This is a genomic window from Pseudohalocynthiibacter aestuariivivens, assembly GCF_018457175.1.
GTDB classification, from domain to species: Bacteria; Pseudomonadota; Alphaproteobacteria; order Rhodobacterales; family Rhodobacteraceae; genus Pseudohalocynthiibacter; species Pseudohalocynthiibacter aestuariivivens.
Genome location: NZ_JAGFNU010000011.1, coordinates 14017 through 35169 on the forward strand (window position 1 = coordinate 14017; position 21153 = coordinate 35169).

Below are 21153 nucleotides of genomic sequence, written 5' to 3' on the forward strand. Positions count from 1 at the left end.
GACAGGCGCCGCCGCCCGGTAGAGCAGTTGAAAAGGAGCGTTTGCATGAGCATCAATACATTCGGGCATCTCTTTCGTGTAACTACGTGGGGCGAAAGCCACGGGCCCGCTTTGGGCGCGACAGTGGATGGCTGCCCCCCCGGTGTGCCGGTCACTCCCGAAATGCTCCAGCATTGGCTCGACAAGCGCAAACCCGGCCAGAGCAAGCACACCACGCAACGGCAAGAGGCCGATCTGGTACGCATTCTGTCCGGAGTGTATGAGGGCAAAACCACAGGCACGCCGATTCAGTTGATGATTGAAAACACCGATCAGCGGTCTAAGGATTATGGGGATATCGCCGAAACCTTTCGTCCCGGCCACGCAGACATCACCTACCATCAAAAATACGGCAACCGTGACCCGCGCGGTGGCGGCCGGTCGTCGGCACGTGAAACCGCTGCACGGGTTGCAGCGGGTGGGGTTGCGCGCGAAGCGATCAAGGCTTTGGTGCCTCATGTCGAGATCAGGGGTTACATGGTTCAGATGGGCGAAATGCACATTGACCGAAGCAGATTTGACTGGGACGCGATTGACCAGAATGATTTCTGGATTCCCGATGCAGGTGCCGTTGAAGATTGGGACGCCTATCTTGGAAAAATCCGAAAATCAAAAAACTCGGTTGGGGCCGTTGTCGAGGTTGTGGCGCGTGGCGTCCCGGCAGGCATAGGCGCGCCTGTCTACGGTAAGCTTGATACCGACCTTGCCGCCGCGATGATGTCAATCAATGCCGTAAAGGGTGTTGAGATTGGTGAAGGCATGGCGGCGGCAGCGCTAAAAGGCACTGACAACGCGGACGAGATATTCATGGGGCCGGATGGACCCGAGTATAGCTCTAACCATTCGGGCGGCATTTTGGGTGGAATAAGCACTGGTCAGGATCTCGTCGTTCGTTTCGCCGTAAAGCCAACGTCATCGATCCTCACACCACGCAGATCGATCCGCAAAGATGGCACCCCGATCGAGGTGGTGACCAAAGGCCGGCATGATCCCTGCGTTGGGATTCGCGCAGTTCCGGTCGGCGAAGCAATGATGGCCTGCGTTATACTGGACCACCTGCTGTTGCACCGTGGCCAGGTTGGTGAAAATCAGGGCAAGATTGGCTGATTTACACCAACAGTTTCGCCGGATCGTTGCGGATCACATGGCGAATGATGCTGCGCATGACCTCGCGCATCTAGACAGGGTCTGGCGAAACTGTCAGCAGATTGCCGAAGGCGAAGGTGTGGTTGCTGGAAGCACCCTCTTAGCAGCGGCCTATTTTCATGATCTGGTAAACCTGCCAAAAGATGACCCAAACCGGGTGGGTGCGTCGACTATGTCCGCAGATGCAGCTGAGGGGCTACTTGCTCCATTTTCGTTTTCCGAGGAAGGCATTGCAACAATCAGACACGCGATAGAGGCACATAGCTACTTTGCGAACATTCCTGCGCGAAACATAGAGGCGAAGATTTTGCGGGACGCTGATCGGTTAGATGCGCTGGGAGCCATTGGTATCGCGCGCGCCTTTGCTGTCGCGGGTTCTTTAGGGCGTGAACTTTATAATCCAACCGACCCATTTCCAACAATCCGTGCACTTGATGATCTACGGTTCTCAATTGATCACTGGGCCGCAAAGCTCTTAAAGCTTCCTCGTAAGATGTCGACCGATACCGCCCGTAAGCTGGCAACAGAGCGGGCCGCAATTATGTGCAGGTTTTTGGAAAATCTCGCGAATGAAATTGGCCACAAATTACCCGAAAACTGGGGTGGCTAAGCGCGTTGTTTAGACAACTGCACCGCCAGAATGCCCACAGTGATGATCGCGACACCAATCAGGTCTATCCCGCCTATCGCTTCGCCAAGTAAAACACCGGCGATTGCAACACCAAAGAATGGATTCAGGAAGTGAAAGGTCGCTGCGCGTACAGCACCTATTCTGCCAACCAGTGCGAACCAAACCCAGGTTGCCAGTACACCCGGAACCAGCGTTGTGTAGATAAACGCAAAACCCAGCCTCCAGGTGAAGTTAACTTCAATTGTTTCCAGCCCGGCTGACGCGACGGCAAGGATACCCGCGCCAACAAACATCTGCAGCCCGACAATCATCATGACATTTCCGCCGGATGATGCCCCCCGCACCGAAAGTGTGGCAATGGTCAGGGCTACGGCGGCGATTCCGCACAGGCTGACGCCGTAGAGGTCAACTCCACCGTTAATCCGCGTACCCATAATCAGGCCAACGCCAATTACGCCCGCCAGCAGGCCGAGTACCGCAAGCGGGCGAAGCCGTTCGCGGAAAACCACCCAGCCAGCAAAGGCAACCATCAGTGGCATCATCGATGCGATGATAGAGGCAAGCGACGCTTCGATGGTTTGCATCGCAACAAAATTAAGCCCCAGATATAGCGCGTTCTGGCACAGCCCAAAAACAAATGTCGCACGCCATTGGTCGCGCGTCAGGGTCCAGCATTGGCCCATCATCCGGGCGAGCCCCACGCCGATGATTCCAGAGATAAGGAACCGAAGCGCCAGTGAGCCCAACGGAGGCGCATCCATCACGATGACCCGTGCAGAGGTAAAGGCCGAAGACCACATCAATGCAAAGGCAAGCCCCATGCCTATCGCACGTATGTCCATTCCTGCCTCCAAATGAAAAGGGTCGCCTGTGTCAGGCGACCCTAATGTATTCAGCGTTGGGGACAATCCCCGAACGTATTAGCCGTTGACGCCGTCTTTCAGCGCTTTCGCGATTGTCATTTTGACAACTTTGTCGGCGTCTTTTTTGATCTGCTCGCCAGTAGCGGGATTGCGAACCATGCGCTCTGGGCGTTCGCGGCAGTAAATTTTACCAACACCTGGAAGGGTCACAGCGCCGCCGCCGGTTACTTCGCGCGTGATAACCGCGATAACTGCGTCCAGTGCGCCGTTCGCTGCTTTTTTGTCTGAGCCCATTTCGTCGGCCAGAGCAGCTACAAGCTGGGTCTTTGTCATTGGTTTTGCCATTGTATGTCTCCTCATGAAGCCCTGATAACTTGGGCATTATTGGGCGCATTTAACGGCATGTTGTGATGGGACACAACAATTAGTGGTAAAATTCTTCAGTTTTTCATGTATTTTGTGCTGATTTTCGCCGTCTCAGAGGAACGCGGTCTCTTCAAAGCTACGCAATTTGCGTGAATGGATGCGTTCCAGTGGCATTTTCCGCAATGCTTCCATAGCGTGTATACCTATTTTCAAATGCCGCGACACCTGTGTTTTATAAAAATCCGAGGCCATTCCCGGTAATTTCAACTCACCATGAAGAGGCTTGTCTGAAACACACAGTAATGTCCCATAAGGGACGCGAAAGCGAAAACCATTTGCTGCGATCGTTGCACTTTCCATATCCAAAGCGATGGCGCGCGACTGTGAAAGACGCTGAACCGGGCCTGACTGGTCTCTCAACTCCCAGTTGCGGTTGTCAATGGTGGCGACGGTCCCCGTTCGCATGATGCGTTTAAGCTCAAATCCTTCCAGTTTGGTAACTGACGCAACTGCCTGTTCCAAAGCGATTTGAATTTCCGCAAGCGGTGGAATCGGAACCCAGATTGGCAGATCGTCATCCAGAACATGATCTTCGCGCAGATAAGAATGCGCGAGCACGAAATCCCCAAGGTTCTGAGAGTTCCGCAGCCCGGCGCAATGCCCGACCATCAGCCAGGCATGAGGCCGCAAAACCGCAATATGATCTGTTGCGGTTTTGGCGTTTGAAGGACCCACCCCTATGTTCACCAGTGTGATTCCCGTCCCATCCGCGCGTTTCAAATGATAGGTCGGCATCTGCGGCAATTTCGCTGGTGCGTCCATTATTTGGTTTGGCGAAGAGATCTCCGCGTTTCCCGGCCCAACGAAACCTGTGTAGCCGTTGTTTGGGTCGGCAAGCATTTCACGTGCGTATGCCTCAAACTCTTCTATGTAGAATTGATAGTTGGTGAACAAAACGTGGTTCTGGAATTGTTCAGCCGGTGTTGCCGTATAATGTGCCAACCGCGCCAAAGAATAGTCCACGCGCTGTGCAGTAAACGGACCAAGCGGGCCTGACTCGTCCGGATTTTTGTAACCAAAGCCATTCACTATATCATCATTTGTGGTTGAAAGATCTGGCACATCAAAGACGTCGCGCAGTGGATACTCCATGCACCCTTCTTGCGGAACATTCACCTCTGCGTCACCCGCGACCGCGAAATGAACCGGCATTGGTGTGTCAGATATGCCTATCACCACGGGAACACTATGATTGCACATCAACAAATCTATTTGCTGGCACAGGTAGTTTTCGAACAAATCGGGCCGAGTAACAGTGGTTGAATAAGTTCCCGGAACTGCGACATGGCCGAAACTCAGACGGCTGTCGGCTTGGGCGTAACTTGTCGTCGTAACCCGAATTTCGGGATAAAATGCTCTGTACCGTCTATCGGGCCGCGGGCCTGTCGCTTTTTCTGAAAACCTCTCGCTCAGGAACTGAGTGGCTGTGCGATAAAGGTCTTTCAGCCTTTCCACTGCTGCCTTGGCGTCGGTGAAGCTTTCATGTGCGGGAACGGCCGGGGTTTCTACATCTATTTCGAAATGTGCTGTCATTGTTATTTTCCTTTTTCAAACAGCTCTGTCAGCTCAAACTTTGTGACGTCCACCAAGCCCAAATCAGAGATACGTAGTTCTGGGATAACAACAAGTGCCAGCAGTGAATGCTGCATATAAGCATTGTTCAGCGTGCAGCCACAGACCGCCATAGCGGCGACCATTTTATCAGCTGTTTCTGCCACCTCTTGTGCGGGTGCATCTGACATGAGACCTGCAATTGGCAGTTTCACCAAGGCCAGTTCGCGTCCGTTCTGCCAGACAGTGATACCACCGCCAACATCTTGCAGCCTGTTCGCAGCCATCGCCATATCAGCATGATTCGTACCGACAACGATCATGTGATGGCTGTCATGCGCGACCGTCGACGCGATCGCCATATCACCAGTATATCCGAACCCGGACACAAAACCATTTACCACACCACCAGTACCCTGATGTCGTTCCACCAGTGCAATTTGGCAAACATCCTGAGCGGGGTCCCCTTCGACCATTCCGTCCACGACGGAAAGTTCTGCTGTCAAAGCTTTGGTTGGGGCTTGATTTTCAACAACGCCGATAACTTTTGCAGTAACCGTGTTCGCGCCTTTCGGGGCTGTGATATGGAAGTCAGCACCAATCAGCATGCGTCCCATATTCACGGTTTTCCGTACCTTTTCCGGCCACTTCAGATGCGGGCATTCAACCTTTACCACCCCATTTTCCGCCACTGTTACTCCACGTGCAATGACGCGGTTTATTTGCAGTGTTTTAAGGTCCGACGTCAGAACAACATCAGCGCGGCGCCCAGGGGCGATCGACCCAAGTTCCCGCTCCAACCCAAAATGGGTTGCTGTATTGATTGTCGCCATTTGCAGTGCGACCAGCGGGTCGCATCCACATTCGATTGCATGGCGCACAACGCGGTTCATATGGCCGTCGTTGACCAGCGTGCCTGAATGGCTGTCATCGGTGCAAAGAATAAAGTTGCGGGAATCGAGCCCTTTTTCCGTAACCGCTGTTATCTGGGTTTCAACGTCGTACCAGGCCGAACCAAGCCGCATCATGTGCCGCATTCCCTGCCGGGTACGGGCAATTGCATCCGCCTCGCAGGTTCCCTCGTGATCATCTGCGGGTCCGCCTGCCGCGTAGGCGTGGAAAGCCGGGCCAAGGTCCGGGCTTGCGTAATGCCCCCCAACGGTTTTACCCGCGTTCTGGGTCGCTGCGATTTCGGCCAACATTTTTGGGTCAGCATTGACCACGCCGGGAAAATTCATCATTTCCCCAAGCCCAACAATACCGGGCCAGCTCATCGCCTCGGCAACGTCCTCGGGTTTGATTTCATAACCCGTTGTTTCAAGACCTGGGGCTGACGGCGCGCAACTTGGCATCTGCGTAAATATGTTAACGGGCTGCATCATCGACTCGTCGTGCATCAGGCGTACACCTTCAAGCCCCATGACATTCGCAATCTCATGCGGATCGGTGAACATCGAGGTGGTGCCATGCGGAATGACAGCGCGGGCGAACTCTGCGGGCGTCAGCATGCCGGATTCGATGTGCATATGCGCATCACATAGTCCCGGGATCATATACTGACCCTTTGCATCGATCACCTCAGTTGCGGGTCCGATGCAATGACTGGCATCTGGGCCGCAATAGGCAAATCGACCATCAGCAATTGCGATATCGTGGTTTTCGAGAAGCTCGCGGGTGTGAACGTTAACCCAGACACCGCCCTTTAGAACCAGATCCGCCGCTTCGCGCCCGGCCGCAACGGCGATTAAACGTGCGGCGCTTTCGGGCCATGTTTTAATTGAATGTGTTTCCATGGACCAATTGTCCTTACATTTGTTCGGTGTTCAAGCCCCTGATTTCACTCTTGAGCCAATCGGAAAAAGCCTGAGATGCAGGTGACGCGACATGTCCCGCCGGATGAATCAGATAGTAGGCCTCGCTTACGGGTGCAACGTGATCAAATGGCTGTTTTAAAATGCCATCACGCAACATGTCTGCCACAAGAATATCATGCCCAATCGCAACACCGCTGCCAGCGCGCGCTGCTGAAAACGAAACTGTGTAAGTGCTCGCATAGGTCAAATGCGCCTTTTTAGGGAAAGATATCCCTTGTCCTGTGCACCAGGATTCCCAGTTGCAGGAAAGCCCTGCACAGTCAAACAACGGCCGATCAAACAGCGTGTCGAGCGTTACTGAATCGCCCGGGGCGCAAATCGGAAAATAGTTTGCCCGTGTAAGAAGCTCGTACATCAGCCGAGAATCTGGTTCACGCCCAAATCGAATCTCAAGGTCAGCAGACTGTGAAGTATGATCCAAATGCCAGATTGGCGTTGTGAAATTTAAACGAATTTTGGGATGTGCCGCGAAAAACTTTGGTAATCGCGGCGCCAGCCAATGCACCGTGAAGGCAAGGTTAGAGACGATCTGCAACGTTTTCGCCCGATCAGGGCCAAGCAATTGTTGCGTACCCTTTGTCAAAACAGAAAAACTATCCTGAACCCATGGAAGATACAGATTACCCGCGTCCGTCAGTTCGAGCCGCCGAACAAGTCGGTAAAACAATGCCTTACCCAAATATCCCTCTAACGCCTTGATCTGCTGACTGACGGCAGATTGCGTCATGTTTAGTTCCTGAGCCGCACTTGTGAACGACAGGTGTCGCGCCGACGCTTCAAACGCGCGCAACCAGTTCAGCGGGGGAAGGCCGGTATCATCCATTTTTTATCATAAGCTATGCATAAGTTCTGCTAATAGCATGACGCCTTTTTTTTCGTTGGTAAAGATCAGCCAGCATCGCCACGATGTTGCTCAAGGATTTGAAAGGAAATGAAATGGCGACGCCTACCCCTCTCCACAAAGCAAATATTGATCACTGGCAAGAACGCGTCGATATGGCCGCTGCGTTTCGCTGGACCGTACGGCTTAATTTTCACGAAGCGGTGGCGAACCATTTCAGCCTGGCGGTGAACGAGGACGGAACTGAGTTTCTGATGAACCCAAATCAGGCGCATTTTTCGCGTATCAAAGCGTCTGATCTGCTGCTGCTGGATGCCAACAATCCGAATGCGCTGGACACACCGGATGCACCTGATCCAACCGCGTGGGGGCTGCATGGATCGATTCACCGGCGCTGTCGGCATGCGCGCTGCGTGATGCATGTGCATTCGATCCATGCAACTGTTTTAGCCTGCCTTGCGGATTCAAACCTCCCACCAATCGACCAGAACACCGCGACCTTCTACAAGCGCTACGTTATTGACGAAAGTTTTGGTGGCCTCGCCTTTGAGGCAGAAGGCGAACGCTGCGCGTCTATGCTGTCCGACCCGAAAGTCAAAGTGATGATCATGGGCAATCATGGGGTGCTGATCATCGGAGATAGCGTCGCCGATACGTTTAACAGGCTCTATTATTTCGAACGCGCAGCAGAAACATACATTCGCGCACTTCAAACCGGTAAACCGTTGCGCGTTTTGTCAGATGAGGTCGCTGAAAAGACTGCGCAGGAGCTGGAAGATTACCCTAGTCAGGCTGAACGCCACTTGGCGGAGTTAAAGGCAATATTGGATGAAGAAGGCTCTAACTATGCCCAATAAGGCATATTCCGCGTTTGACTAGACTCCAACAAGGACCTTCAGAGATGCCTGAAAAACTGAAGACGGAAAACCTATCCGGTAGCTGGAACTACCATCCTGACCTGCCGCTACAGGACCCCTCAATTTTCCAATGGCCACCACGGCCAGCCTATCTTGTGAAATGGCTCACCTTTAACTGGCTGATGCTGTCCGAACGCGTGATCATGCTTCTGATGGCTTTCGCGCTTTGGGCGTTCTTTTATCCATCGCTTGAGACAACGCAAACCTTTGTCGTTGGTTGGATTCTACAGATCTGGGCAATCAACTTTGCAATGGTTTTTATCTGTTCGGGCGGGCTGCACTGGTATTTCTACATACATAAAGGCCAAGGTAAGAAACTGAAGTTCGAACGCCGCGATCAGGGGAAAAACAACCGGCTGTGGAATTTTTCGGATCAGGTACGGGACAATATGTTCTGGTCTTTGGGGTCAGGTGTGCTGCAACTCACCGGGTTTCAGGTGGTCACAATGTGGTTGATGGCCAACGGATACGCACCAACGATTACATTCGCCAGCAACCCAGTCTGGTTCATTCTTGCCCTGATCCTCGTCCCTATCTGGTCTGCGTTTCATTTCTATTGGGTGCATCGGCTGCTGCATGTTCCGTTTCTTTACAAACGTGTGCATTCGCTTCACCATCGGAACGTCAACATCGGGCCGTGGAGTGGGTTTTCAATGCATCCTGTTGAGCATTTCATCTACTTAACAACGCTGTGCATCCATTGGGTCGTGGCGACCCACCCAATTCACTTGTTTTTTCACATCGTGTATCAAGGGCCCGGTGCCGCGATGAGCCATACAGGATATGAGGACCTGCTGATCAAAGATAAGCGGCGTCTGGCGCTCGGAACCTTTTACCATCAGCTTCACCATCGTTATTATGAGTGTAATTACGGAAACCAAGAGATGCCCTGGGACCGTTGGTTTGGCACTTTCCATGATGGTTCGGAAGCGGCGACTGTGGAAACACGCGCGCGCAAGAAACGGATGCATGCCTGATGGCAGAACCACGACGAGAATGGAACTATACCCCTGATTTGCCTTTGGGGGTTTCTCCTCTGTGGCAATGGCCCCCAAAACCGCTGGCGGTGCTGCGCTGGTATTGGGATGGCTGGTTCCTGATCACCGTTAACCTGATAATCCTTGGGCTAAGCATTGCCAGCTGGGTTTGGTTTAACCCCTCTTTGGAAACCGCTCAGACCTTCGCAGTTGGTTGGATTCTTCAGATCATTTTACGCAATTTGGCCTTATTAGTGACTGTTGCAGGTGGCTTACACCTATATTTTTACACGTTCCGAAATCAAGGAAACGACCTTAAATATGACACTCGCGAATTTGCCAAAAAGGGCGGAATGTTCACCCTGAACAATCAGGTTCTGGACAATATTTTCTGGAGCTGCACCAGCGGTGTTCTAGTTTGGAGCGCCTATGAAGTTTTGATGTTCTGGTGCTTTGCCAATGGATATCTGTGGTTACTAAGCTGGGACACGAACCCTATCTGGTTTGTAGCAATCTTTTTTCTGATCCCGATATGGGAAAGCTTTTATTTTTATTGGATTCATCGCTGGCTGCACTGGCCCCCACTTTACCGTGTTGCCCATGCGCTTCATCATCGGAATACCAATGTCGGTCCCTGGTCCGGACTTTCGATGCATCCGATCGAACATATCATCTACTTTGGATCGGTTCTGATCCACTGGGTTATCGCTTCTCACCCTTTGCACATGATGTTTCACCTACAGTTTTACGCGCTGTCTGCCGTGACAACACATACCGGGTTTGAAGAGTTGTTCATCAAAAACAAAAAACGTCTTCGGTTAGGTATGTTTCATCACCAGATGCATCATAGGTATTTTGAATGTAATTACGGCAATCTGGACGTGCCTTGGGATATTTTGTTCGGATCGTTTCATGATGGAACACCAGAGGCAAAAGAACGGATGCGTCACCGCTTGAAAATCAGAAACTCGGCGCGCTGAACCTGCCTATCCAACTCGCATATGCCGCGGGGCAGTTCCAAATTCTTCTCTGAAGGCCCGGGTCATCGCGCTTGCGTTCTGATACCCGGAACGTAGCGCAATTTCGCCAACTGGCAATTCTGTTTCAAGAACCAGTTTTCGAGCCAATATAAGCCTAAAACGCCTGTATACGGTCTGCGGAGACGCTCCAAGATCCGCCTTCATGCGCGCTTCCAAATCCTTTTGGCTGCGCCCGACACGCCGTGCTATTTCACCAATACTTAACGGTTCTTCCAAATGCTCCTGCATCAGCGCCACGGCGCGTGAAACGGTCTTTGTTCGTGCCAGCAGCACATTTTGCGGCGCAGAAACACCTGGTGACATGAAGAGGGTCGCAACCTCCAACCTCAACGCTTCGCCGCTTGTTTGCGCGATCATCTCCATCACAAGATCAAAAGCCGCCATTGCGCCGCTGCAGGTGATGCGATTTGAATCAATGACATATCGTTCACGCACAGTTTCGACATCCGGGAACTTTTCAGCAAAGCTACCCAGTTCTTCCCAGTGAATCGTAGCGCGACGTCCTGTCAGCAGCCCTGCTTCGGCCAACAGCCAACTGCCTGTATCAAAGCCCGCTAAGGTTGGAAATCTTCGTGCAGCACTGCTAAGGCCACGTACTGTTACCGTGTTTGCATGCCGCTTAAAATCATAACTTGGCATCACAGCCAACATATCGCCTGACGCCTCCGCCAGTTTTCCGTGCGGCGCAATCTGCAACCCGCTGGACGAGGTAACCGGAGCCCCGTCCAAAGACAGGAAACGCCAATCATATAAGACGCGTCCAGAAAGCGTGTTTGCAGCGCGAAGCGGTTCAACAGTATTGGCAAGGCAATGGTTCGAAAAGGACTCGAACAGCAACACGCCGATACGCTGCACTGCGGCGTTTTGATTTTCCCAGTTTCGCATGATTTTTACCCAACTTTGCACAGCCATACTGGGCGTGCCCAATAACCTTTGCAAACAAATTCAGCAAATCGGAGCCCGTGATGCAATTCGGCCTGAACGAAGAACAAGAGATGATCGTTTCAACTGTCCGCAGTTTCGTTGAAAACGAGATCTATCCGCACGAAGATTTGGTAGACCGTACAGGTGAAGTACCAGAAGAGGTTGCTGAGGAAATTAAGCGAAAAACCATCGAACTTGGGTTCTACGCCTGTAATTTTCCTGAAGAAGTGGGCGGTGCGGGTCTGAGCCACCTTGAGTTTGCATTGGTGGAACGTGAACTTGGCCGCGGGTCAATGGCGCTAAATCACTTTTTCGGGCGTCCACAAAACATCCTGATGGCATGCGAGGGAGAACAGAAAGAACGTTACTTGTTCCCCGCTGTTCGTGGAGAGCGGACGGACGCGCTTGCAATGACTGAACCCGGTGCGGGTTCGGACGTGCGGGGCATGAAATGCAGCGCGGTCCGTGACTGTGGTGATTGGGTCGTGAATGGAACAAAACACTTCATATCAGGCGCAGATCACGCTGATTTCATAATCGTTTTTGTTGCAACAGGCGAAGATCAGACACCGCGCGGGCCTAAAAAGCGCATCACGACCTTCTTGGTAGACCGGGGAACGCCAGGGTTTACCATCCGGGATGGCTATAAATCTGTCAGCCACCGTGGATACAAGAACATGGTGCTTGAATTTGATGATTGCCGTTTGCCCGACGCTCAAGTTCTAGGTGAGGTTGATGGAGGCTTTGCTGTGATGAACGAATGGCTCTACGCCACCCGAATTACGGTTGCCACCATGTGTGTGGGCCGGGCGCGAAGGGCCTTTGACTATGCACTGGATTATGCCGCCCAACGCCATCAGTTCGGCCAGCCGATTGGTAAGTTTCAGGGGATCGGGTTTCAGATTGCCGATATGATCACCGAAATTGATGCCGCTGACCTTTTGACGTTGGCGGCGGCTGAAAGACTTGACCGGGGTCTGCCTGCCAACCGGGAAATTGCCTCCGCCAAGCTCTATGCCTCGGAAATGCTGGCACGTGTTACCGACGCTGCGATTCAGGTGCACGGCGGCATGGGCTTGATGGATGACTATCCGCTGGAACGGTTCTGGCGGGACGCACGGGTTGAGCGTATCTGGGACGGTACAAGCGAAATCCAACGCCATATTATAAGCCGCGATCTGCTTCGCCCTCTCGGGGCTTAACATGACCAAAGACCTGTCGCGCCTGTTCCGGCCAAAATCGATCGCTGTTGTCGGCGGTGGAGCGTGGTGCCGGGCGGTTATCGAACAATGCCAAAAGATGGGGTTCAACGGGGCGATCTACCCCGTTTACCCTAAAGCGGCTAAAATTTGCGGAATAAGAGCCTATTCAGGCCTAAATCAGCTTCTAGAAGCGCCGGATGCCTGTTTCGTTGGGGTCAACCGACAAGCAACAATTGACGTTGTCGGCACTCTTGCAAAACTCGGCGCAGGCGGTGCCGTTTGCTTTGCATCAGGTTTTGCCGAAGCCAAAGCAGAGGACGAGGCGGCAGGTGGTTTACAATCCCTTTTGCTGGAAGCGGCGGGTGATATGCCAATCCTTGGCCCGAATTGCTATGGTTTCATAAATGCACTGGATGGCGCACTGCTTTGGCCTGACCAACATGGATGCACAACCGTTAAATCCGGCGTTGCTATTCTAACCCAATCCTCAAATATGGCGATCAACCTGACCATGCAGAACCGCGGCTTGCCAATTGCCTACATGGTAACCGCTGGAAATCAGGCGCAGACTACCCAGGCCGAAATGGCTGCAGCCCTGATTGATGATCCGCGTGTTACCGCGATTGGGATGCATATTGAAGGCTTCGGAGATCTGCGCGCATGGGAGATGCTGGCAGACAAAGCCTATGCAGCGGGTAAGCCCATTGTCGCAATCAAAGTCGGCCAATCCGAACAGGCACGAGCGGCGACGATTTCTCATACGGCTTCTCTTGCAGGGGAGGACGCTGGCGCCGCTGCGTTTTTAAAACGGCTTGGAATTCCGCGTTTACATAGCCTTCCAGCGTTTCTCGAAACACTCAAACTGCTTCACATCACGGGTCCCCTTCCGTCAAACCGACTCGCGTCGATTAGCTGTTCTGGTGGCGAAGCGTCCCTTGCGGCAGATACTGCGATTGGCCGTTCGGTTGTATTTCCGGAGCTCAACGAAAGACAGAAGCACGATTTGCGCGATGCGCTTGGACCGATGGTCGCGTTAGCCAACCCGCTTGACTACCACACTTACATCTGGCGCGACGGCCCAGCCATGACACGGGCCTGGGCGGCCATGATGGACCCCTCTGTCGCGCTAACCTTGCTGATCGTGGACTTTCCTAGATCAGACATTTGCGATGCCGGTGACTGGGAGTGCGCTATTGAAGCAGCGTTGGGCGCTAAGGAATTAACAGGAGCGAATGTCGCAATGGTCGCGACGTTGCCAGAGTTGATGCCCGAAGAGGTCGCGAAACGGCTCATCTCAGGTGGGGTTGTCCCAATAAGCGGGTTGGCCGAAGCGATTATTGCAGCCGAAGCAGCCGGTTCTTTCAAATCGCCAACGTCTACACCCGTTTTCTTGGAGAGCGGGCCTGATTTGGTTTGTTTAGTCTCTGAAATGGACACAAAACGAAAGCTTTCGACCTTTGGCCTTGATACCCCAAAAGGTACGCATGTTGATGATAAATCCAAATTGAAAACCGCTGCAGATACTCTGAACTTTCCATTGGTTCTTAAGGGTGAAGGCATTGCACATAAGACAGAGGCAGGTCTTGTCGCCTTGAATTTGAAAGACGCTGATCAGGTTTCTGAGGCTGGCATCAACATGCCTTGTGACAGTTTTCTGTTGGAAGAGATGATCTCCGACAGTGTTGCTGAGTTGCTGATCGGCGTAACACGTGACCCGGCCCACGGGTTTGTTCTGACGCTGGGCGCGGGTGGGACGCTGACAGAATTGCTTGATGATAGCCAATCATTGTTGTTGCCGACGGACGAAAACTCGATAAAAGAGGCTCTAACTGGCCTGAAAGTCACAAATTTACTAAACGGTTATCGTGGAAAAGCAGCAGCCAATCTGCCAGCTATTTTGCACGCGGTTCAGGCGGTACAAGCTTATGTTCTTGCCAATGGCAGCCATGTCGAGGAAATTGAAATTAACCCGCTGATCTGCACCCCTACACGCGCTGTAGCGGCAGACGCTCTACTTCGAGAGGCTCCATGACCGACCCTGTAAAAACCCGCTGCGATGGACCAATACTGGAAATCATCCTCGATCGCCCAAAAGCGAATGCGATTGACCTTGCGACCAGTAAGATCATGGGCGAAACGTTCGCTGCTTTCCGTGATGATCCAAAACTGCGCGTCGCTATCGTTACCGGCGCCGGAGAAAAATTCTTTTGCCCGGGCTGGGACCTTAAGGCCGCTGCAGATGGTGATGCCGTAGATGGTGATTATGGCGTTGGGGGGTTTGGTGGTCTGCAGGAATTACGTGACATGAACAAACCGGTGATTGCCGCAGTCAATGGTATTGCTTGCGGTGGCGGGCTGGAACTGGCCCTTTCTGCTGACATTATTCTTGCAGCAGATCACGCGTCTTTCGCGCTTCCCGAAATCAGATCCGGTACAGTGGCCGACGCAGCCAGCATTAAGCTGCCAAAGCGCATTCCCTATCATATCGCCATGGAACTGCTGCTAACAGGACGTTGGTTTGACGTCGACGAGGCACATCGGTGGGGTCTGGTAAACGAAATACTGCCTGCGGATAAGCTCATGAAACGCGCATGGGAGCTTGCAAGAGTCCTCGCATCCGGCCCGCCGCTCGTCTATGCCGCAATCAAGGAAATCGTTCGCGACGCCGAAGACAGCAAGTTTCAGGATGCTTTAAACCGGATAACCGGGCGGCAGTTGCGTACTGTTGATGCGCTCTACAGCTCCGAAGACCAGATGGAAGGCGCACGCGCCTTTGCTGAAAAACGTGACCCAATCTGGAAAGGTCGCTAGTGCGCGTGTTTTACGGAGTGTACCACAAGAATAGACCCTAATAAGGGTCTATTCTGCGTTTCCCTGATCTACATTTCCATCGCTTCCGCAACTTCGACGGTTCCACCATTTTCCAGAATTGGGCATCCCTTGGCCATTGAAGCCGCAATCTCAATACTGTCAGCGGCGACCAGTGAATATCCCGATATCGGGTTCGCCCCTCCGTCATCCACGACTCCGGAGGCAGAAACAGTTTTGGACATACCAGCAGGGTTTCCGCCATCGACGACCGCGTCGCCCATGTCCTGAAACCACGTCATCCAATTTGCCATGACTTTTTCGATTTCATCCGGTGCGTCAGGCTTACGCCCACCGTGGTAAACAAAAATGTACTTGGACATTCTTAATCCTCCCTTATCTATGAATTTACAAACTGCTCAAGCTTGCGGAGCGACGATGTCCAGCCTTCATTGTGTCGAACACCCGCTTCTTCGTCCGTCAGATCGCGGTGCACCAATTCGAATTTCGTTCCACCTGATTTATCTGCGCTAAGCGTTACTGTGACATGGCTTTCTGCACCACGAATGTCCCGATCATCATGCCACCCCCAGGTAAAGCTGACAGAGTTTGGTGGATCTACGGACGTGACCAGCCCGGAAACCTTGAACCTTTCACCTTCTCCATTAACCATCACAGAGAACCACGGACCGCAGGCTGAGAAATTCAGATTGTTTTCGGCTATCGTAATTCCTTCTGGCCCCCACCACTTCAAAAGGTTTTCGGTTTCAGTAATGAAGGAAAACACCTTTTCCTGTGGGGCGGAAAACACCCTCTCTATTGAAACATCAGTCATTCTAGTTGCTCTCCTTCTTCAATGCCGCCTCGAGACGGTCCAGACTTTTTGCCCAGAACTCCTGATGGGAAATAAACCAGCTCCCCACCGTCGCAAACGCTTCGGGTCGCAAAGAATAGAGCCTCTGCTGTCGATTTATCTTTCGGTTTACCAGCCCGGCCTCGTGCAAGACTTTCAAATGCCGCGAGATTGCAGGTGCTGAAATATTCGCGACATCCTGAAGTTCGCCTGCGCTTTGCTCTCCGTTTGCTAAAAGCCGCTCTATGATTGCAAAGCGAGTCGGGTCGCCCAGCGCTGAAAAGATAGATGCAAGATTTTCCATGATTCTTTATTAGCACTCGTGTTAATTAATATAAACAGGAAATAATAGATTTGTTGGATAGGTGCACGTTCTTAAGACAAAGACCCGCCTCGCAACCTTGAAAACTCTTTACAATTGCTTGCGCACACTGGCCGATGCATTAACTTGCGTGCCCAGACCCAACGACAGATAAAATTACAGAATAAATCCAACGGGAGGACATGATGGGACTTTTGAAAACATTTACAGCGGCAGCGACCGTGCTTGCGATTGCAGGCATGGCGTCTGCTGAACCTGTGAAAGTCGGAATGATTACAACTTTGTCAGGTGGCGGAGCAGGCCTTGGTATCGATGTACGCGACGGCTTCATGCTGGCAGTCGCACAATCCGGAAATTCAGATATCGAAGTGGTGATCGAAGACGATCAGCGCAAACCTGAAGTTGCTGTTCAGTTGGCAGACGAAATGATCCAGTCAGAGAAGGTTGACGTTTTGACTGGTATTATCTGGTCAAATCTTGCGATGGCTGTTGTTCCAGCGGCAACGGCGCAGAACGTTTTTTATCTGTCTCCCAACGCGGGCCCATCAGCCCTTGCAGGTCAGGGGTGTCACAAAAACTATTTCAACGTTGCCTGGCAGAATGACAATCTGCACGAAGCCGCAGGTGCCTATGCCAACAGTGCAAACTACGCAAATTCATTTATCATGGCGCCAAACTACCCTGCGGGGCAGGATGCGCTGACAGGGTACAAGCGGTTCTACGAAGGCGGTCTTGCGGGCGAGGTTTACACCCAGCTTGGCCAGAAAGACTATGCCTCTGAGATCGCGCAGATCCGGGCAAGCGGCGCGGATAGCGTCTATTTCTTCCTGCCCGGCGGCATGGGCATCGCCTTCATGAAGCAATACGCACAATCAGGTGTTGATATTCCGCTGCTTGGGCCAGCATTCTCTTTTGACCAGGGGATATTGCAAGCGGTCGGTGAAGCTGCGCTTGGTGTTCGCAACACGTCTCAGTGGAACAAAGATTTGGACAACCCTGCAAACGCAGCGTTCGTAGAAAACTTTCAGGCAGAATACGGTCGCCTCCCGTCACTCTATGCGAGCCAGGGGTTTGACACCGCAAACCTCTTGCTTTCGGCAATGGCAGCGGCAGATGTCTCAGATGCAGACGCCTTCCGCGCAGCATTGGAGGCTGCAAATTTTGACTCGGTTCGTGGTGACTTTGCCTTTGGGCCAAATCATCACCCGATTCAAAACATCTACGTGCGCGAAGTGATCAAAGAGGGTGATGTCTTCACCAATCAGATCATCGCAACCGGCCTTACAAACCATTCGGACGCTTACGCTGCCGACTGCAAAATGTAAGATCACAAATGCGGCGGGCTGCTCAATTGGGTAGCCCACCGTTTTATTGAACGGGCAAATTTCTTGGCAATGACCCTGATCATTGAACAGCTTTTAAACGGGCTGCAACTTGGCGTTATGCTGTTCTTGATGGCAGCAGGCCTAACACTTGTGTTTGGTGTTATGGGGCTCATCAATCTTGCGCATGGTTCGCTTTACATGGTTGGCGCGTTTGCCTGTGCTGCCGTCGCGACGGCGACAGGCTCTTTCTGGCTGGGTGTCATTGCAAGCCTTGCTGCTGCTGCCGCTGCTGGTGCCATCGTTGAACTGGTGGTGATACGACGCCTGTACAGTCGTGATCATCTGGATCAGGTGCTGGCGACATTTGCCCTGATCCTGGTATTTTCCGAAGGCACGCGATGGCTGTTCGGGTCCTTTCCGCTGTTTCTTGACGTGCCTGCCGCGTTCTCCGGCCCTGTTACCCTGCCTGGCGGAATTGAATATTCCCGTTACCGGCTGGCAATTATCGCGGCTGGTTTGCTGATTGCCGTAGGGCTCTACGCCCTGATCACCAAAACAAGGCTCGGTATTCGTATTCGCGCGGGCGAAAGTGATCGGGAAATGATCGCGGCACTTGGTGTTGATATTTCGAAGCTTTATACCATTGTTTTCGCACTTGGGGCCGCCCTGGCCGGTTTCGCCGGGGCGCTGGTTGGAGCCATTCAATCGGTTCAGGTTGGCATGGGCGAACCGGTTCTTATTCTGGCTTTTGTTGTCGTTGTGATTGGCGGTATCGGTTCGGTCAAAGGGGCTTTTGTCGGCGCACTTCTTGTTGGGATGACTGATACGCTTGGCCGTTTCCTTTTACCTGTTTTCTTTGGCACCTTCATGGACCCGTCAAGCGCAACTTCTGTCGGCTCCGCCCTTGCATCAATGTCTATCTACATTCTGATGGCGTTGGTTTTGGTCGCAAAACCCAGCGGCCTCTATGGGGATGCAATCTGATGCTGCGCGAACGCATTCTGAACTTTGTGTTCGCGTTTGGTTTGCTGGCTGTCCCTCTGATTGCTTACGTAAGTGATGCGCCTTTCGTAATTACACTAGCGACGAAAGTCGCGATCCTCGCACTGGCGGGTGTTGGCCTCAATATCGCGCTTGGACTTGGCGGTTTAATATCACTGGGCCATGCAGCATTCTTTGGCATCGGCGGTTATGCGATGGGAATCTTAGCAAGCCACGCGCAAAGCTACACCCTTCTTACAACATGGCCGTTTGAAATTGCTGGCACGAAATCGATGTTAATTATCTGGGTTGTCGCGCTGGCTTCGAGCGGTCTGGCCGCCTTGATTATCGGCGCACTTTCTTTGCGTACCAGCGGCGCCTATTTCATCATGATTACACTCGCCTTTGGACAAATGCTGTTTTTCTTCGCAATCTCCTGGCCTGCATATGGGGGTGAAGATGGGTTGCCTATTTATCTGCGAAACGGGTTTCCGGGTCTGAACACGCTCGACCCTATTCAGTTTTTCACGATTACCTATGTGATCCTCGGCCTCGCGCTTTTCCTGTCATCACGCCTTTCCAAGTCGCGCTTTGGACTAGCACTGCAAGCAACACGCCAAAACCCTGAGCGGGTTGAAGCGGTCGGGATGCGACCCTTCAATATTCGCCTCACGGCCTTTCTAATTTCCGGCATGATCACTGGGTTGGCTGGCGCGCTTTTTGCCGACCTTAATCGCTTTGTCAGCCCATCGATGTTTAGCTGGCAAACCAGCGGCGAGATTATGGTGTTTGTGATCCTTGGCGGTGTTGGGCGGCTATATGGGCCGGTCGCCGGGGCAGCACTATTCATTCTGTTGGAACATTGGCTGGGTGGCATTAACGACTACTGGCAATTCTTACTAGGGCTCATACTTCTCGGCGTCGTGTTGTTTGCACGTGGTGGGCTGATCGGAACCCTTGTTGGGCGCGAGGTCGCGCATGACTGATCCAGTCCTGTCTGTACGCAATATCTCAAAATCTTTCGGAGCATTGAAAGCCAGTGACGAGGTTTCCATTGGTCTTCTGCCCGGTGAAATCCACGCTTTGATCGGCCCAAATGGCGCTGGCAAATCAACCCTGATCAGCCAGATTGCAGGCGGACTGAGACCTGATAGCGGCACAGTTGAATTTCTGGGGCAGGATGTGACCACCCTTGGTACGGCGGCACGCGCGCGGATGGGTCTGGCACGCAGCTTCCAGGTGTCATCCGTAGTGCCTGATTTTACTGTCTTGCAGAACGTTGTTCTGGCTGTTCAGGGTGCTACCGGACATTGGATGGGATTTTTACGACCTGTGATGAAAGCAACTGGTCTGACTGAGGCTGCAATCAACTTTATTGACCAGGTCGGGCTGACAGGCCGCTATACTATTCATGCCGCTGATCTTGCTCACGGCGAACGCCGCAAGCTGGAAATCGCGATGGCACTGGCGCTTTCCCCGAAAGCTTTCCTGCTTGACGAGCCTATGGCAGGATTGGGCGTGGAAGGCACAGGCGAGATGACAAAGCTTCTGGACCAACTTCGCCACAAAGCACCAATATTGCTCGTCGAACATGATATGGACGCCGTCTTCAAACTTGCAGACCGGATCAGTGTTCTTGTTTATGGCCGGGTGATCGCCACCGGATCGGTTGACGAAATACGTACAAACTCTGAGGTACAGCGCGCGTATCTGGGCGAGGAGGCCGTGTTGTGACCGCCCTTCTGACCGCGTCAAATATTACTGCATTCTATGGGGCCTCTCAGGCGTTGTTCGGTGTTGATCTGCAGGTGGGAGAAGGAGAAGTCGTTGCCTTGATGGGTCGCAACGGCATGGGGAAATCCACAACCATCCGAACAATTTGCAGGATGGCCCCACAAAAAAGCGGCAAAATTATTTTCGCAGGGCAATCGCTCAACCGCCTGCCATCTTACAAGGCCGCGCAACTGGGTATAGGTTTGGTACCGGAAGGGCGACGGTGTTTTACCAATCTAACGGTTGAGGAAAACCTTATTGCCGCTGCGCGAGAAGGTTTCTGGTCACTCGCAACAATCGCAGATCTTTTCCCGAGACTCGGCGAGCGACGCGGTCAATCTGCCCGGTCTTTATCAGGGGGCGAGCAACAGATGCTTGCCATCGGCAGAGCTCTGATGACGAACCCAAAGCTCTTGATTCTTGATGAGGCGACAGAGGGACTCGCCCCTGTGGTTCGGCAAGAGATATGGGCCGCGATCCGGCGGTTAAAATCAGAAACCGGGCTTGCCATTCTGGTGATTGACAAGTCCCTGAAAGAGCTTTCGTCAGTCGCGGATCATGCAGTGATACTGGAACGCGGGAAAACCGTTTGGGCAGGCGCAACGGCAGATCTGAATGACGACCTGACGCACCGCTATCTGGGTGTCTGAACCTGCCTTC

22 protein-coding genes are annotated in these 21153 nt (G+C 52.7%); 13 read left to right on the forward strand and 9 right to left on the reverse strand.

Annotated features, from left to right (window positions below; translation table 11 throughout):
• Window positions 1-45 precede the first annotated feature (45 nt).
• Entirely contained in the window at window positions 46-1146 is a 1101-nt protein-coding gene (aroC, locus tag J4E70_RS14905) for a chorismate synthase (RefSeq protein WP_213890447.1), read from the forward strand.
• Window positions 1139-1795, forward strand: a complete 657-nt coding sequence (locus J4E70_RS14910; protein ID WP_246531780.1) for an HD domain-containing protein — start codon at window positions 1139-1141, stop codon at window positions 1793-1795. Before aroC ends, J4E70_RS14910 begins: the two co-directional genes overlap by 8 nt.
• On the opposite strand, the gene J4E70_RS14915 is transcribed toward J4E70_RS14910, so the two are convergent.
• The 5 genes from J4E70_RS14915 to J4E70_RS14935 form a co-directional block, all read right to left on the reverse strand.
• On the reverse strand, window positions 1792-2658 hold the full coding sequence (locus J4E70_RS14915; protein WP_213890448.1) for a DMT family transporter: 867 nt from the start codon (window positions 2656-2658) through the stop codon (window positions 1792-1794). The two genes, J4E70_RS14910 and J4E70_RS14915, sit on opposite strands and share 4 nt — an antisense overlap.
• 78 nt (window positions 2659-2736) lie before the next feature.
• Complete coding sequence (locus J4E70_RS14920; protein WP_213890449.1) at window positions 2737-3024, reverse strand: HU family DNA-binding protein; 288 nt, start codon at window positions 3022-3024, stop codon at window positions 2737-2739.
• 132 nt (window positions 3025-3156) lie between these two features.
• Window positions 3157-4638 carry an AMP nucleosidase gene (locus J4E70_RS14925; protein ID WP_213890450.1) on the reverse strand — a complete coding sequence of 494 codons (1482 nt, stop codon included), beginning with the start codon at window positions 4636-4638 and terminating at the stop codon, window positions 3157-3159.
• A 2-nt stretch (window positions 4639-4640) separates the two neighbouring features.
• Window positions 4641-6449 (reverse strand): adenine deaminase, encoded by a 1809-nt coding sequence (ade, locus tag J4E70_RS14930; protein WP_213890451.1) that lies wholly within the window; start codon window positions 6447-6449, stop codon window positions 4641-4643.
• A 13-nt stretch (window positions 6450-6462) separates the two neighbouring features.
• Window positions 6463-7353 (reverse strand): LysR substrate-binding domain-containing protein, encoded by an 891-nt coding sequence (locus tag J4E70_RS14935; RefSeq protein ID WP_213890452.1) that lies wholly within the window; start codon window positions 7351-7353, stop codon window positions 6463-6465.
• 113 nt (window positions 7354-7466) lie between these two features.
• Here J4E70_RS14935 and J4E70_RS14940 point away from each other — a divergent pair, with 113 nt between their 5' ends.
• From J4E70_RS14940 to J4E70_RS14950, 3 genes are read left to right on the forward strand one after another with little or no spacing between them, the layout of a single operon-like run.
• On the forward strand, window positions 7467-8228 hold the full coding sequence (locus tag J4E70_RS14940) for a class II aldolase and adducin N-terminal domain-containing protein (protein WP_213890453.1): 762 nt from the start codon (window positions 7467-7469) through the stop codon (window positions 8226-8228).
• 44 nt (window positions 8229-8272) lie between these two features.
• Window positions 8273-9265, forward strand: coding sequence for a sterol desaturase family protein (locus J4E70_RS14945; RefSeq protein ID WP_213890454.1), 993 nt, complete (start codon window positions 8273-8275; stop codon window positions 9263-9265).
• Entirely contained in the window at window positions 9265-10245 is a 981-nt protein-coding gene (locus tag J4E70_RS14950; protein ID WP_213890455.1) for a sterol desaturase family protein, read from the forward strand. Before J4E70_RS14945 ends, J4E70_RS14950 begins: the two co-directional genes overlap by 1 nt.
• Before the next feature lie 6 nt (window positions 10246-10251).
• Here the strand turns inward: J4E70_RS14950 and J4E70_RS14955 are convergent, their stop codons facing one another.
• The gene (locus J4E70_RS14955) at window positions 10252-11190 is read right to left on the reverse strand and encodes a GlxA family transcriptional regulator (RefSeq protein ID WP_213890456.1); all 939 of its coding nucleotides are present in this window, start codon (window positions 11188-11190) and stop codon (window positions 10252-10254) included.
• 80 nt (window positions 11191-11270) lie between these two features.
• On the opposite strand from J4E70_RS14955, the gene J4E70_RS14960 reads away from it, so the two are divergent.
• Genes J4E70_RS14960 through J4E70_RS14970 form a run of 3 tightly spaced genes read left to right on the forward strand, consistent with a single transcriptional unit; the run spans window position 11271 to window position 15242 of the window.
• Entirely contained in the window at window positions 11271-12431 is a 1161-nt protein-coding gene (locus J4E70_RS14960; protein ID WP_213890457.1) for an acyl-CoA dehydrogenase family protein, read from the forward strand.
• A 1-nt stretch (window position 12432) separates the two neighbouring features.
• On the forward strand, window positions 12433-14463 hold the full coding sequence (locus J4E70_RS14965) for an acetate--CoA ligase family protein (RefSeq protein WP_213890458.1): 2031 nt from the start codon (window positions 12433-12435) through the stop codon (window positions 14461-14463).
• Window positions 14460-15242: a carnitinyl-CoA dehydratase gene (locus J4E70_RS14970; protein WP_213890459.1), complete on the forward strand. Its 783-nt coding sequence runs from the start codon at window positions 14460-14462 to the stop codon at window positions 15240-15242. Before J4E70_RS14965 ends, J4E70_RS14970 begins: the two co-directional genes overlap by 4 nt.
• Before the next feature lie 68 nt (window positions 15243-15310).
• On the opposite strand, the gene J4E70_RS14975 is transcribed toward J4E70_RS14970, so the two are convergent.
• The 3 genes from J4E70_RS14975 to J4E70_RS14985 are packed head-to-tail and all read right to left on the reverse strand — an operon-like array spanning window position 15311 to window position 16396.
• A complete protein-coding gene (locus J4E70_RS14975) occupies window positions 15311-15622 on the reverse strand; it encodes a YciI family protein (protein ID WP_213890460.1) in 312 nt (103 codons plus the stop codon).
• A 17-nt stretch (window positions 15623-15639) separates the two neighbouring features.
• The gene (locus tag J4E70_RS14980; RefSeq protein ID WP_213890461.1) at window positions 15640-16074 is read right to left on the reverse strand and encodes an SRPBCC family protein; all 435 of its coding nucleotides are present in this window, start codon (window positions 16072-16074) and stop codon (window positions 15640-15642) included.
• Window position 16075: 1 nt separating this feature from the next.
• On the reverse strand, window positions 16076-16396 hold the full coding sequence (locus tag J4E70_RS14985; RefSeq protein WP_213890462.1) for an ArsR/SmtB family transcription factor: 321 nt from the start codon (window positions 16394-16396) through the stop codon (window positions 16076-16078).
• Window positions 16397-16599: 203 nt separating this feature from the next.
• Between J4E70_RS14985 and J4E70_RS14990 the strand changes: the two genes are divergently transcribed.
• The 5 genes from J4E70_RS14990 to J4E70_RS15010 all read left to right on the forward strand — a co-directional run bounded on the left by J4E70_RS14990 (window position 16600) and on the right by J4E70_RS15010 (window position 21143).
• On the forward strand, window positions 16600-17739 hold the full coding sequence (locus tag J4E70_RS14990) for an ABC transporter substrate-binding protein (RefSeq protein ID WP_213890463.1): 1140 nt from the start codon (window positions 16600-16602) through the stop codon (window positions 17737-17739).
• Window positions 17740-17808: 69 nt separating this feature from the next.
• Window positions 17809-18723 carry a branched-chain amino acid ABC transporter permease gene (locus J4E70_RS14995; protein WP_377609942.1) on the forward strand — a complete coding sequence of 305 codons (915 nt, stop codon included), beginning with the start codon at window positions 17809-17811 and terminating at the stop codon, window positions 18721-18723.
• Window positions 18723-19706: a branched-chain amino acid ABC transporter permease gene (locus J4E70_RS15000; protein ID WP_213890465.1), complete on the forward strand. Its 984-nt coding sequence runs from the start codon at window positions 18723-18725 to the stop codon at window positions 19704-19706. The genes J4E70_RS14995 and J4E70_RS15000 overlap by 1 nt, the downstream gene beginning before the upstream one ends.
• Window positions 19699-20454: an ABC transporter ATP-binding protein gene (locus J4E70_RS15005; RefSeq protein WP_213890466.1), complete on the forward strand. Its 756-nt coding sequence runs from the start codon at window positions 19699-19701 to the stop codon at window positions 20452-20454. Before J4E70_RS15000 ends, J4E70_RS15005 begins: the two co-directional genes overlap by 8 nt.
• Window positions 20451-21143: an ABC transporter ATP-binding protein gene (locus tag J4E70_RS15010; RefSeq protein WP_213890467.1), complete on the forward strand. Its 693-nt coding sequence runs from the start codon at window positions 20451-20453 to the stop codon at window positions 21141-21143. The genes J4E70_RS15005 and J4E70_RS15010 overlap by 4 nt, the downstream gene beginning before the upstream one ends.
• Window positions 21144-21153: the final 10 nt, after the last annotated feature.

Bases quoted from the DNA above. Each gene is read 5' to 3' on its own strand.
- J4E70_RS14960 (WP_213890457.1), top strand. From the start codon at position 11,271: ATGCAATTCGGCCTGAACGAAGAACAAGAGATGATCGTTTCAACTGTC.
- J4E70_RS14975 (WP_213890460.1), bottom strand. From the start codon at position 15,622: ATGTCCAAGTACATTTTTGTTTACCACGGTGGGCGTAAGCCTGACGCA.
- J4E70_RS14985 (WP_213890462.1), bottom strand. From the start codon at position 16,396: ATGGAAAATCTTGCATCTATCTTTTCAGCGCTGGGCGACCCGACTCGC.
- J4E70_RS14965 (WP_213890458.1), top strand. From the start codon at position 12,433: ATGACCAAAGACCTGTCGCGCCTGTTCCGGCCAAAATCGATCGCTGTT.
- J4E70_RS15005 (WP_213890466.1), top strand. From the start codon at position 19,699: ATGACTGATCCAGTCCTGTCTGTACGCAATATCTCAAAATCTTTCGGA.
- J4E70_RS14915 (WP_213890448.1), bottom strand. From the start codon at position 2,658: ATGGACATACGTGCGATAGGCATGGGGCTTGCCTTTGCATTGATGTGG.
- J4E70_RS14980 (WP_213890461.1), bottom strand. From the start codon at position 16,074: ATGACTGATGTTTCAATAGAGAGGGTGTTTTCCGCCCCACAGGAAAAG.
- J4E70_RS14935 (WP_213890452.1), bottom strand. From the start codon at position 7,353: ATGGATGATACCGGCCTTCCCCCGCTGAACTGGTTGCGCGCGTTTGAA.
- J4E70_RS14990 (WP_213890463.1), top strand. From the start codon at position 16,600: ATGGGACTTTTGAAAACATTTACAGCGGCAGCGACCGTGCTTGCGATT.
- aroC (WP_213890447.1), top strand. From the start codon at position 46: ATGAGCATCAATACATTCGGGCATCTCTTTCGTGTAACTACGTGGGGC.
- J4E70_RS14955 (WP_213890456.1), bottom strand. From the start codon at position 11,190: ATGCGAAACTGGGAAAATCAAAACGCCGCAGTGCAGCGTATCGGCGTG.
- J4E70_RS14925 (WP_213890450.1), bottom strand. From the start codon at position 4,638: ATGACAGCACATTTCGAAATAGATGTAGAAACCCCGGCCGTTCCCGCA.
- J4E70_RS14970 (WP_213890459.1), top strand. From the start codon at position 14,460: ATGACCGACCCTGTAAAAACCCGCTGCGATGGACCAATACTGGAAATC.
- J4E70_RS14995 (WP_377609942.1), top strand. From the start codon at position 17,809: ATGACCCTGATCATTGAACAGCTTTTAAACGGGCTGCAACTTGGCGTT.
- J4E70_RS14940 (WP_213890453.1), top strand. From the start codon at position 7,467: ATGGCGACGCCTACCCCTCTCCACAAAGCAAATATTGATCACTGGCAA.
- J4E70_RS14950 (WP_213890455.1), top strand. From the start codon at position 9,265: ATGGCAGAACCACGACGAGAATGGAACTATACCCCTGATTTGCCTTTG.
- ade (WP_213890451.1), bottom strand. From the start codon at position 6,449: ATGGAAACACATTCAATTAAAACATGGCCCGAAAGCGCCGCACGTTTA.
- J4E70_RS15000 (WP_213890465.1), top strand. From the start codon at position 18,723: ATGCTGCGCGAACGCATTCTGAACTTTGTGTTCGCGTTTGGTTTGCTG.
- J4E70_RS14945 (WP_213890454.1), top strand. From the start codon at position 8,273: ATGCCTGAAAAACTGAAGACGGAAAACCTATCCGGTAGCTGGAACTAC.
- J4E70_RS14920 (WP_213890449.1), bottom strand. From the start codon at position 3,024: ATGGCAAAACCAATGACAAAGACCCAGCTTGTAGCTGCTCTGGCCGAC.